At 61.9% G+C, this 13005-nt stretch carries 8 protein-coding genes; 2 read left to right on the plus strand and 6 right to left on the minus strand.

Annotated elements, in window-relative coordinates:
• Position 1 precedes the first annotated feature (1 nt).
• From DLM_RS10175 to DLM_RS10190, 4 genes are all read right to left on the minus strand, one after another.
• Entirely contained in the window at positions 2-1339 is a 1338-nt protein-coding gene (locus DLM_RS10175; protein WP_145985825.1) for a TolC family protein, read from the minus strand.
• Positions 1340-1487: 148 nt separating this feature from the next.
• Positions 1488-3080, minus strand: a complete 1593-nt coding sequence (locus DLM_RS10180) for a GMC family oxidoreductase (protein ID WP_231960145.1) — start codon at positions 3078-3080, stop codon at positions 1488-1490.
• Positions 3081-3088: 8 nt separating this feature from the next.
• Positions 3089-3607 (minus strand): twin-arginine translocation pathway signal protein, encoded by a 519-nt coding sequence (locus tag DLM_RS10185; RefSeq protein ID WP_089083181.1) that lies wholly within the window; start codon positions 3605-3607, stop codon positions 3089-3091.
• Position 3608: 1 nt separating this feature from the next.
• Positions 3609-5039: a coniferyl aldehyde dehydrogenase gene (locus DLM_RS10190; RefSeq protein WP_089083180.1), complete on the minus strand. Its 1431-nt coding sequence runs from the start codon at positions 5037-5039 to the stop codon at positions 3609-3611.
• A gap of 106 nt (positions 5040-5145) precedes the next feature.
• On the opposite strand from DLM_RS10190, the gene DLM_RS10195 reads away from it, so the two are divergent.
• Entirely contained in the window at positions 5146-6345 is a 1200-nt protein-coding gene (locus tag DLM_RS10195) for a vWA domain-containing protein (protein WP_089083179.1), read from the plus strand.
• On the opposite strand, the gene DLM_RS10200 is transcribed toward DLM_RS10195, so the two are convergent.
• A complete protein-coding gene (locus DLM_RS10200; RefSeq protein WP_145985826.1) occupies positions 6342-9209 on the minus strand; it encodes a sensor domain-containing diguanylate cyclase in 2868 nt (955 codons plus the stop codon). The two genes, DLM_RS10195 and DLM_RS10200, sit on opposite strands and share 4 nt — an antisense overlap.
• 207 nt (positions 9210-9416) lie before the next feature.
• On the opposite strand from DLM_RS10200, the gene DLM_RS23340 reads away from it, so the two are divergent.
• Positions 9417-9563, plus strand: a complete 147-nt coding sequence (locus tag DLM_RS23340) for a hypothetical protein (RefSeq protein ID WP_167467086.1) — start codon at positions 9417-9419, stop codon at positions 9561-9563.
• Positions 9564-9649: 86 nt separating this feature from the next.
• Here DLM_RS23340 and DLM_RS23650 read toward each other — a convergent pair whose 3' ends face one another.
• Positions 9650-12895, minus strand: a complete 3246-nt coding sequence (locus DLM_RS23650; RefSeq protein ID WP_269461359.1) for a DNA translocase FtsK — start codon at positions 12893-12895, stop codon at positions 9650-9652.
• Positions 12896-13005: the final 110 nt, after the last annotated feature.

The following is a 13005-nucleotide window of genomic DNA, read 5'->3' on the forward strand; positions in this document are numbered from 1 at the left end:
GTCACAGCTCACCGATGGCCCGCTGCAAGCCGACCACGGCCAGGGCGTGGTCGTAACGGGCATTGAAAAGATTGCGCTGACCATCCGCGCGGCGTGCTTCTGCCGCCAGCACCTCGGTCTGATTGGCCAGACCGTTGCGATAACGGTCGCGCTGGATGCTCAGGAATTCATCTGCCGACTGCAAGGCCGCCTGTGCCACCTTGATGCGCGCGGCAGCCTCGATCTGCTGGCTATGGGCGCGCTGCACATCCAGCGCAATCAGCGACTGCACCTCGCGCAGCTGATCTTCCACTGCCATGGCCTGTTCGCTGGCGCTGCCGGCGCGGGCGCGGATCAAGCCGCTGTCAAACACGCTCCAGCTCAGCCCCAGCCCTACCGAACCAACCCCCTTGTTCACCAGATAGGGGTTATTCAGATAGCTGTAGGCGGCATACACCCCCACTTGCGGCTGACTCTCCGCCCGGACGCTGCGCGCACTGGCATGCAAGGATGCCGCCCACTCGGCCAGGCCGCCCAGCTCGGGCCGCATTTGCAGGGCGCGCGCCTGCAACACGGGCAAGCTGCGCTGCTCATCCGGCAGGCTCAGTTCGTCCGGTTGCGCCGGCTGGCTGAACTCGCGCCCGAGCAGACGGTTATAGGCCGACTGGCTGAGGCTTTCGGCCTGCCGTGCCGATATCAGCTTCTGCTGTGCATCGGCAACGGCCAGTTCCGCCCCCAGCACATCGCCACGCGCCACCACGCCTTTGCGGAAAAAATTGTTCACATCACGCTGGTAGGACTGCAGGCTTTGCAGATACTGGCTGGCCACGCTGGCGGCATGCCGCGCGCGCAGCACATTGAAATAGGCCTCCGCCACCTGCAGCCGCAGTGACTGCCGGACCTGCTCCTGTGCGTACTGGCTGGCACTGGTGGCCGCTGCGGCTGCTTGCTGCATGGCGTCAAGCCGGCCAGCGGTATATAGCGGGAGACTGAGACGGGCATTGGCATAGCGCACATCGCGCTTGCTTAGCGGTGCCTCCACACTGGATGGCAGTTGTGCGCCCAGCGCACCCAGGCCGTGGCTGAGCGGGCTGATATCCAGCCGGGCTGTCGGGGTGTTGTCCAGTTGGCTGACGCCTGCCTCCACAGTCAGGGCCGGACCAGCAGCAGCATGGCTGGCGGCCTCCTGTTGCCGCGCCCCCGCCACCTTGCGTGCTTCGGCCCGCAGGCTGTTGCTAAGCTGTTCTGCCTGTTGCCAGGCCTGCTGCAAAGACTCCGCCAGCACGGGGCCACTCAGGACAATCAGCCCCAGCCACAGCGGGAATAACTTGCCGGAAGATGCCATTGAAGTAATGAACACTCATTCATCAAGAGGTGTTCAGTATATTGCATGGGCATGTGCCGTTGTTGCGTTTGATCAGCCAAACTGCAGCTAAAGCCGGAACAACCGCAAAACAAAGCCCGAAAATGCCCAGGCAGCGGCATTTTCGGGCTTTTACTCTAGGTTTTCAGGCTTTCAATGCCTCTCGCAACTGATGCGCCGCCCGTAGCGCAAAGGCATAAACGGACAATTGGGGATTGGCACCAATGCTGGTGGGAAACACCGAACCATCGATCACGCTGAGATTGCGCAAGCTCCAGTGGCGGCCATATTCATCCACCACGCCCTGATCCGGCTGGCTGCTCATGGCGGCCCCGCCCATCACATGGGCGCTGACCAGACGCGCCAGCAAGGGCTTGAGTGGCAGTTGGCCAATCATCTCCTTGGCTTCACGCCAACTGTTCAGCAAGGGAGCCTGCTCGTGAATCACCTGCACCTGACGCGCACCAGCGGCAAACTGCACTTCGGCCATGGTCAGCCAACTGCGCCGCACGCCATCCCACAGTACATCAGTCAAGGGATAATCCAGCTCCGGCGTACCATCGCTACGCAAGCGCACTTGTCCGCCCTGACTGTCGGGATGAAACCCGTCCCGCAGCAAGGCCAGCATCACATGCAACTGGGGCAGTTGCTGCATCAGCTGCGCGCTGTGCTGGCCGAAGCCGGACAGCGTCACCCCCACCAGCAACGGATGGACCGGCGGCACTTCCAGCTTGTACCCGAGCGGGCCATCCAGTGGCTGGGTGTGCATGAAGTGATCGGAATAGACGGTTTGCGGCGCGCCGTTATAGGCCTCGATACGCTGCGACATCACCGCGCCGCAGATGCTGACCGGATGCAAAAAGGTGCGCTTGCCCAACTGCGCGCCGCCCAGGCCGCTGCGCAACAGAATGGCCGGCGTGCCGATCGCCCCGGCGGCAAGCACCACATGCCGGGCCTTGAGATGAAACTGATAGCCACTGCTGCTGTGGTCATCGGCACGCAGCAAGCTGCCTTGCGCCCCCTGCACCGACTTGCCATCCGCCGCCAGCAGCAGCCGTTCCACCCGTGCGCGGCTGAGCAAGCCGGCCTTGTGCTGCAAGGCGGCCGGAATGGTCGTCACCAGCATTGATTGTTTGGCATTGGTGGCACAGCCCATGCCGCAATAGCCCAGATTCCAGCAGCCGCGCACATTGCGGCGGATGCGACCATGCTTGAGGCCCAGCGCCTGGCAGCCACGCTCCAGCACACTGTTATTGGGATTGGGGTCGGCCAGCCAGTCATCTATCCCCAGCCTGGCTTCTGCCATGTCAAACCACGGTGCCATCGCCTGTGGGTTAAGCCCGTGCAGGCCATAACGTTCACCCCACCAGTTGAGGGTGTCGGCTGGCGTGCGAAAGGCGCTGGTCCAGTTGACCGTGGTGCTGCCACCCACCGTGCGGCCCTGCAGGATGTTGATGGCCTTGTCGGCGGTCTTGCGGCTGGCGGATTCCTGATACAGCTCCGGATAAGCCTTGGCTTCCAGCAGACGGAAGTCACGCGATGTCCGCAAGGCACCCTCTTCCACCATCAGCACATCCAGCCCGGCGCTGGCCAGCACTTCCGCCGTCATGCCGCCGCCGGCACCGGTGCCGATGATCAGCACATCGCATGTCAGATGCAGGTCCTGCGTCTGCGCCGCACCATCCAGCACCCGCCAGCCACTGGCCACACCTTCGGCCACTGGATCGGGCAAACTCATCTTGCAACTCATAGCAATAAACCCATCACCTGTTGCGGTTGTTGATAGCCCAGTCCGCCCCAGCTGGCGGGATTGCCAAACCAGGCGGCGTTGATCAGTGCATGCAGCGCCTGATAGCCGGAGCGCAGTAGCAATAGCGGGCTGTTTTGCCAACGCCGCAGGAATGCAGCCAGCTCGCTGCTGCTTGCCGTCGCCCACGGACTGACGACACCGGCCAGCCAGCGCCGTCCCCAACGATTCGCCAGCAGATCAAACAGTTGGCGCAGCTCTTGCTGCACCGCTGGCAGCAGCTTGGTGATGGCCCGATCCACCCCTTGCACCACCGCATCCAGCGGCAAGCCGGCAATACCCAGCATCACCGGGGCAATACTGCGGATGATCTGCACATCGCTCGGCCGCAGGAATTCCAGTTGCATCGCCTGCCCCGGCACCAGCGCATCAGGCTGCGGCGTGGCCAGCCAGCCTGCGGCCAGCAGCACCACGCTGCCTGCCATGCCGGTCTTGATCAGTTGTCGTCTGGTCAGCATGTCAGCCCCTCAGCATCAGCCGCAGCAGCCATTGCACCGCGCGCCCGTAAGGCGGGCGGGTCAGCCAGGTGCCGGCCCAGCGGCTTTGCTCGAATACCGGCTTGAGCTTGGAGAAGGTCAGAAAGCCTTCGTAACCATGGTAATGGCCCATGCCGGAGGCTCCGACACCACCAAACGGCATGGCATCCTGTACCACGTGCAGGATGGTTTCATTGATGCACACACCACCGGAGATGGTCTGCTGCAGCACCTTGTCTATGCGTACCGGATCACGGTCGAACAGATACAGCGCCAGCGGGCGCGGTCTGGCATTGATATAGCTAATGGCATCCTCAAAGCGGTCATAGCTGATGATCGGCAGGATGGGGCCAAAGATTTCCTCCTGCATCAGCGCGCAGTGCGGCGGAGAATTCAGCACCAGGGTCAATGGCATCTTGCGTACCGACTGCAACGACTCGGCGGCAGGGTTGACCTGACGGATGTCGGCCCCCGCGGCGGCAGCCTCGTCCAGCCATTGCTGCAGGCGCTGGTAATGCCGTGGGTGGATGATGCTGCTGTAGTCCGGATTGTGTGCCAGCGTGGGATAGGCGCGGGTGGCGGCAGCGTCCAGCATGGCCAGCAGCCGGTCACGATCCTTGGCATTCACCAGCACGTAATCCGGTGCCACGCAGGTCTGACCGGCATTAAACAGCTTGCCGGCCACAATGGATTCCGCAGCGCGGGCAAAGTCGGCATCGCGTGCCACGATGGCTGGCGACTTGCCGCCCAGTTCCAGCGTCACCGGCGTCAGATTATCCGCCGCAGCCCGCATCACATGGCGGCCAACAGCGGTAGAGCCGGTAAACAGCAAATGGTCGAAAGGCAGGCGGGTAAATGCCTGGGACAACTCGGGGCCACCATTTACCACGCTAACCACACCCGGCTCAAAGTAACGCGTCATCAGCGCAGCCAGCAGCGCTCCGGTAGCCGGGGTCAGTTCGGACATCTTGATCATCACCCGGTTGCCCGCGGCCAAGGCACCAATCAATGGCCCTAGCGCCAGAAACAAGGGGTAGTTCCATGGCACCACGATGCCCACCACCCCCAAAGGCTGCGGCAACAGGCGATTGCGTGCCGGGCGGAACCAGATGGAAACCGGCCTTCGCTGCGGCCGCATCCAGACTGCCAGCTTGCGCCGTGCCCGGCGCAGCTCTTCCAGGCTGGGAAACAGCTCGCCCAGTTGCGTTTCCACACTGCTGCGCTGGCCAAAATCTGCATTGATGGCATCAATCAGGGCCTGGCGGTTTTCTTGTAGCAATTTCTCCACCGCATCCAGCCAGCCACGGCGGCGGGCCAAGCCAGGAAAACGCTCACTGTCCGCGGCCAGGCGCAAGGCGGCATAGCCATGCTGCAGCGCGGTTTCAGTGCCCGGCATCATCGGCAAAACATTCATTGTGCTATCCTCGTGTTGTTCCATCCGGCAAACGGTCGTTTAGAGCCACGACTCTAAAGCCAGAATAACATCTGAATTTTTCTCTGTCACGCTGCACGAAGCCACCATGCTGATCGATTTCTTTTATACATTGCGCACTGCCGGCCTGCCGGTATCGCTCAAGGAATTCCTCACCCTGCTTGAGGCACTCAAGCAGCATGTCGCCTTTGGCAGCCTGGACGCCTTCTACTTTCTGGCGCGCACCACGCTGATCAAGGACGAAAAGCATTACGACCGCTTCGATCAGGCCTTCGGTCATTACTTTCAGGGCAAGACGCTGAATCTGGACGACTTGCAGCGCGAGATTCCGGAAGACTGGCTGCGCAAACAGGTAGAGAAATTTCTCAGCCCGGAAGAACAGCAGCAATTGCAAGCCATGGGTTGGGACAAGCTGATGGATACTCTGCGCCAGCGGCTGGAAGAACAGAACGAGCGCCATCAGGGCGGCAACAAGTGGATAGGCACTGGCGGCACCAGCCCGTTTGGTGCCTATGGCTATAACCCGGAAGGCATACGCATCGGCCAGGATGGCTCGCGCCACCGCCGGGCGGTAAAGGTGTGGGACCAGCGTGAGTTCCGCAATTTCGACAATGCGGCAGAGTTGGGCAGCCGCAATATCAAGCTGGCCTTGCGCCGGCTGCGCGAATTTGCCCGCGATGGTGCCGAGGAAGTGCTGGACCTGGATGCCACCATTGCCGCCACCGCGCGCAATGCCGGCCTGCTGCGGCTGCAGATGGTGCGTGAATTGCGCAATACGGTGAAGGTGCTGGTGCTGTTTGATGTCGGCGGCTCGATGGACGACCACATCAAGGTGGTGGAAGAGTTGTTCTCTGCGGTCAAAAGCGAGTTCAAACACCTGGAGTATTACTACTTCCACAACTGCGTGTACGAAACGGTGTGGCAAGACAACCGCCGGCGGCAGGGCAGCAGCCTGCCCACCTGGGATCTGATCCACACCTTCGGCAAGGACTACAAGCTGATCTTTGTCGGTGATGCCACCATGAGCCCGTATGAAATCAGCCATCCGGGCGGCAGCGTGGAGCACATGAACCCGGAATCCGGCGAAGTGTGGATGCGCCGTCTGCTGCAGCAGTTTCGCCATGCGGTGTGGCTTAATCCAGTGGCAGAACAATACTGGGACTACACCCCCTCGCTGCAGATGATGCACAAGCTGCTGCAGCAACGCATGTATCCGCTCACCCTCGATGGCGTGGACCGCGCCATGCGCAGCCTGAAACAGACGGCAGCAGCCCTGCCCCCGACCTAGTCGCCGGGCGGAAAGCGCTGGCCATTGCCATCAAAGGCCTTGACCTGATCGCGCCCTGCCAGCTTGGCCTCATACAGCGCCTGATCGGCCAGCGCCAGCGCCACCGCCGCATCCTGCTGCTGCCGTGAAAAACAGCTCACGCCGATACTGGTGTGAATCTGCAGCGATGCCTCGCCCACATGCACCACATGGGCGCGTACCGCCTCGCGCAGACGCTCTGCCAGTGCCAGCGCTCCGGCCATGCCACAACCAGGCAGGATGACGGCAAACTCCTCGCCGCCCAATCGGCCCAGCACATCCACCTGGCGCACTTCCTGCTGGCAGAGCGCGGCAAAATCGTGCAGCACCTTGTCACCCACCGCATGTCCCCAGGTATCGTTCACCTGCTTGAAATGATCGATATCCAGCATCAGTACCGCCACCGGATTGCCAAAGCGCAGGAAACGGGCAAATTCATCAACCAGTTTTTCCATAAAGCTGCGCCGGTTGGCAATACCGGTGAGGGCATCCGTGGTGGCCAACTGGCGCAGAGCCTCTTCCTGCTTCTTGCGACTGCTGATGTCACGGTAAACCCATAACACGCTGCGCAGCCTGCCCTCGATGAAGATGGGGACATGGTCGCGCTCCAGCATGCGGCCATCCCGCAGCGCCCACTCCTCGCCCAGCACCATCTGCCGTGAACGCTGCAACTCCTCCAGCCGCTGCAGCATGCGCTCCGGCTCGGCAAAGCCAGCAGACGCTTGTGCGGCAACATGCAGGCGGCTGCTGGCCTTGAGCTGTTCTGGCGTTTGGTCCGGCATGAACATTTCACAATACTGCTGGTTGACCAGCACCACGGAGCCATTCTGGTCTTCCAGCAAGATGGCGCCATGGAAATTCTCGATAATGGCCAGCAACTGGCGCTGCAGGGTGGACAGGGCATCTTCCGCCTGCCGGCGCGCGGTAATGTCGTGGATGATGGAAAACAGCAGGGTGCGACCACCGGACTCCACCGGCGAGGAATGCACATCCACCGTGCGCAACTCGCCACTGGCCAGGCGGTGGGTAAAGGTGAAGTGATTGTGCGCCTGCAGCAGGGCCACGCCCATGGTGCCGCGTATCCGTTCCTCTTCCATCAGATTGATCTGACTGACCGGCATGCCGACCAGCTCGTCACGGCGATAGCCATAAAAGCGTACTGCGGAGGCATTGGCGTCCACGATCTGGCCACTGTCCGGATCAATCAGAATCATCACCGCGCCATGATTCTGGAACAGCATGCGGAAGTGGGCCTCGCTGCTCTCCAGCAGTTTCTGCGCCTGCTTGTGCGTGGTGATGTCCTGCACCGTACCGACAATGCGGCAGACATTGCCATTACCGTCCACCTCGGTGGCCTGGCCCTTGTCCAGTATCCACATGATCTCGCCGCTACGCTTGATCAGCCGGTATTCGATGCGGTATTGCCGCGCTTCGCGCTTAAGCAGCGCCCGGATATTGTGCCGCACGGTGGGCAGATCATCCGGATGCACCAGCGCCTGCCATTGCGCCGGATTACAGTGCAAGGTGTGCTGGTCATAACCCAACATGTCCACCAGTTGCTGGTTGTAGTCCAGCCGGCCCAGCGCCACATGCCAGTCCCACAGGCCGATCCTGGCACCACGCATCGCCATGTCCAGCCGTTCCTGGCTCTCGCGCAGCGCTTCTTCGGTACGCTTGCGCTGGGTGATTTCCGAAATCAGTCCATGCCAGCGCACCGATTGATCGTCTTGCAGCTCGGGCGTGGCCCGTCCCTCCACCCAGATCATGCGCCCATCGGGCAGCAGGATGCGAAACTCGCTGATCCATGGCTGCTCGTAGCGCAGCGCGGCCTCACTTTCCTCTTTCACCCTTTGCTGATCATCCGGGAAGACCCGCTGCCAAACCAGATCGGTATTGTGCATTACCTGCTGCGGGGACACCCCGAAGATGCTGCGCACCCCTTCACTGACATAGGAAAAATGGCCGGCACCATCCGGATTGGTGGAAAACTGGTACAGCATGCCGGGAATATTGCTGGCAATCTTGGTAAGCCGGTCTTCCCCATCCACCTGTTTGGTGACATCAATCCAGTAGCCTTGCACCACATCGCTGCCCAGTTGCTGGACATACTCTTCCAGCCAGCACCAGTGGCCGCTGCCATGCAAGAAGCGGTAGCGCCGGGTGACAAAACCCGCCCCCTGTGCCAAACGCCACTGACCATCGGCAAGACATGGCCTGTCGTCCGGATGCAAACGCTGCAACCACCACGCCGGCTCCAGCAGGATATCCTCGGGAAAACAACCCAGGATATCCGCCACATTAGGGCTGACTTCCACCAGCACATCCGGGCGCGCCGGGTGACAGGAAAAGGCCACCATGGGTCCGGCGGCAAACAGCGCATGCTGACGATGCATCAACTGCTGCATGCGCTTAAGTTCGGTGATGTCTTGCAATACCAGCATGTAGCCGCTGTTTGGCCCGACACCGGCAATTGCCGTCACCGACAGTCGCACCGTGTGTTCCCGTCCCTGCTTGTCCAGCAATGGCCACTCGCGCTGCAGGCTATGCCCCGGCCTGACCTCGGCAGTGAACACTTCCACCTCCGCGACACTACGCCCCAAGCGTTGCGCAAGCTGGCGGCACTCCTGCTCCAGGCGCTCAGCCGCCAGCAAACAGCCAGGATGCCGGCCACACAACTCCGCTGCCGGATAGCCCAGCAGTTGTTGTGCCGCCGGATTGCACAGGGTGATGACGCCATTGGCATCCAGTGTCAGCAAGGCCGCATCTGCCGCATCGAACATGGCTTGAAACACGCTGGTGGAAGATGTTGTCGGCAGTGAGGAATCAGTATGGGATGGCGCGGTCAAAAGTTTCTCCGGCGCATTGCGTGTTGGTTCATGCCTTACTTTATAGATGATGTTTGGATTGCTACCTGCCGTACTATGAAATTACGCAGATTTGCTTGAAAAAAACCATAATTGCCGCATATTTAACTTGAGCAACAAGCCAGTTGTGTCGACAATCAATGCAGGGTTCAACCAGACAGAACCATGCCTAGCCGAGGGAGATCAGCCATGGAAACCGTTTTGATGATCGTACTGATCGCCGCTTTTGCCGTTGTGCTGGGCATGATGCTTGCCCCGCTGGAAAAAAAGCGTGCGCTGATTCCCATCCGCATCCGCCATGACGAACAGCCGGCGCGCCGTCAGCGTCGTTACTGAGTTCTGGCACCACAAAAAAGGCAGCCAAAGCTGCCTTTTGTTTTTACCCTTGGCATCCTGCCTGGGATGCCGCGACCAGCCCGGCTTCAGAAGTCCCGCTGCGGTACCAGCACGGTACGGTTGCCGTTGCTTTCCATGGCACTGACAATGCCCGCCGCTTCCATTTGCTCGATCAGTCGCGCCGCACGGTTGTAGCCAATGCGCAAATGGCGTTGCACGGCTGAAATGGACGGCTTGCGGGTTTTCAGCACAATTTCCACCGCCTCATCGTATAGCGGATCGCTCTCGGTAGCCGCCTGGGTCTTGGCGGTGGCTGCGGCCGACTCCTCATCTGCCTCGCTCTCGCCGGTAAGCAAGCCTTCCACGTAGTCCGGCTCGCCCCATTGTTTGAGGAAATCCACCACCGCATGTACTTCGTCATCGGTGACAAAGGCACCATGCACCCGCTGCGGATAACCGGAACCCGGCGGCAGGAACAACATATCACCCTGCCCCAGCAGGCTTTCGGCCCCCATCTGGTCCAGAATGGTGCGGCTGTCTATCTTGCTGGATACCTGGAAGGCAATCCGCGTGGGGATATTGGCCTTGATCAGGCCGGTAATCACATCCACCGACGGGCGCTGAGTAGCCAGAATCAAGTGAATGCCAGCGGCGCGGGCTTTCTGCGCCAGACGTGCAATCAGCTCTTCAATCTTCTTGCCGGCCACCATCATCAGGTCGGCAAACTCATCCACCACCACCACGATGAAGGGCAGCTTGTGCAGTGGTTCCGGCGTTTCCGGCGTCAGGCTGAAGGGGTTGGTCAGACGGCGACCCGCCTCTTCGGCTTCACGTACCTTGTCGTTGTAGCCGGCCAGATTACGCACGCCCAGCGCGCTCATCAGCCGGTAGCGGCGCTCCATTTCGCCCACGCACCAGTTAAGCGCATTGGCGGCCAGTTTCATGTCGGTCACCACCGGGGCCAGCAGGTGCGGAATGTCGTTGTATACCGACAGTTCCAGCATCTTGGGGTCGATCATGATGAAGCGCACTTCATCCGGCGTGGCCTTGTACAGCATGGACAGAATCATCGCATTCACGCCCACCGACTTGCCGGAACCGGTGGTACCGGCCACCAAGAGGTGTGGTGCCTTGGCCAGATCGATGGCGACCGGCTGGCCGGTAATGTCCTTGCCCAGCGCCATGGTCAGACGCGAGGCGGGCTGCTGGAACACCTCGGCCGAGAAAATCTCTGACAGCCGTATCATCTGGCGCTTGGCATTAGGCAGCTCCAGCCCCATGCAGGTTTTGCCGGGAATGGTTTCCACCACCCGGATGGAAGCCAGGCCCAGCGCGCGCGACAGGTCTTTCATCAGGTTGACCACCTGATTGCCACGCACGCCAACTGCCGGCTCCACTTCGTAGCGGGTAATCACCGGCCCGGCATAGGCATCCACCACACTCACCTTGACCTTGAACTCGGCCAGCTTTTCCTCGATCAGGATGCCACGCTCCAGCAATTCGTCTTCCGACACCACCGTAGTGGCCTCTTCGGCCGGGCGCAGCAAATCCAGCCCCGGCAGGCAGTCTTCACCGTAAATCACCGGCAGGCTGGAGCGATGTGCAGCAGCGGGTGCCGGCAGCGCCCAGGGCAGGGCTGCATCCGCGGTCGTGGCGGCTGGCAGTTGCGCCGGGGACAGCGTGGGTGCCTCTGCGTTACTGGTGGTTTCGGGTACTGGCAGCGGGGAGGACTGGCTAGCGGCGGCATCGCCGGGAGTGGCTGCGGCAGCATGGGTGCTCTCCGGCGCAGCGTCATCCAGCAGATGCCATACCAGCGGACTGTCGGCAACCGGTGCAGCTTCGGCCTGCGTCCCTCGTTCGACAATGGTGGTCCAACGCAAACCACCCGGTGCGGCCTCGGTGCCGGACTCTTGCGCGACTTGCACCTGCTGGCGCTGTTCTGGCCAGCGCCAGGGCTGGCGCTCTTCCACGGGTGGGGCAAGGCTGCTGGCTGCGCTAATGGCAGGAGCCGCCACTGACTGCAAGGACACGGCTGCCGCCACACCGGCAGCAGGCAGTTCACTGGCGGAGAGATGGTCATCAGGCATGGCTGGCGTGGTGTTTGGCAACACGGTATCCGGCAAGGCGGGCGTTTGTTGCGCAGGCTGGACCACCGCGGCAACCTCGTCGGTATCGGCTGCCGGCACGACATCCTCATGCACCGTATGCACCTGTTGCGCGGCAGCAGGCATGCCGACCTGAGCCACAACGGCGGCAGTGCACACATTATCGGCAGGGGCAGGCAGGCCATCCTCGGCGGGCAAAGACGCTGCTGCAGGCTGCGCAGCGGCAGGCGGCAGCGTCTGCGACGGAGGCACCAGGGCCGCAGCGGCAAGCGGCGCATCCGGAATATCCGCCAGCGACAAACCGCCCGGCACCGGTGCGACGGGAGCTGGCGCCGCCTTAGTCAGCGCCGCCTTGCTTTCCGGAGGACGGATCCAGCCTTCGTAAGCCTTGCTGCGCGGCAACTGTTCGTGACGCACGATGGGCGGCTCTTCCGGCAGCGGTTCGCGACGCGCTGCCGGCGGCGCAGAAGAGATAATCTTGTGGGGAGCTGAGCGTACCGGCTGCAGCACCACCGCGGGCTTGGCTACCGGGGGTTCACTACTGCGGCGTTTGCTGTGCAGCGCATTAACCTGAGCCCGCACCTCGTGCGGGTCGATCAGCGGCAGGGTTTTCTGTTCCGGCTGGCCGGCAAGCGGCTGACGCTGTGCCTGACGGCGACGCGCACCGTGGTGCATATTGTGCTGCAACTCATCCAAACCGATCACCGGCAGATTGCCTGCCACCGGTGTGGCTGTCGGCTTGGGCTGCGGCTTGCTCTTGCGATAGCTGCGTGCCAGCTCGACATGCGGCAGATCGGCAGCCGGAGCGTTACGGCTTGCGGCCAAGGGGCTGGCCGGACTGGCCGGGCCGGGTTTCGCTGCCGCTGCCAGCGGTGGCTCCACCCTGGCCGCATGGACGTTAGCCGGGGATGAGGGGCGGGATTCCAGCGGGAGCGGGCCGGACAGGCCCGGCTGTGCGCCGGTATCATCCAATGCGGCAAGCGGTGCTGACGGGCTGCTTTCGGCAACGGCATCAAAACGGATGGCCACCGGTTCCCGGCGACGTTCGCGAAAAGCCGCCGGCGGGACATCCAGCGCCTCGTCGTGACCGGCACCCAGCATCTGGTCCAGCTTTTTCAGCAGGCGCACGCGCTGTTGCGACAAGTCCCAGGACTGCCCTGCCCCCAGCTTGCGCCAGGCCACGCCAGCTGCCACACCCAAACCAATCAGCACAAACACAAACCACACGATCCGCAACCTCTTTCGTCATTCAAACGCTGCCTGTAACCGGAAGCTGACCCACAGGCAATCAAGACCTTTGATTGTACCTGTTTTTCGTCGCCAGACCGCACTGCCCG

It is taken from the genome of Aquitalea magnusonii, from assembly GCF_002217795.2.
Taxonomy (GTDB): Bacteria; Pseudomonadota; Gammaproteobacteria; order Burkholderiales; family Chromobacteriaceae; genus Aquitalea; species Aquitalea magnusonii_B.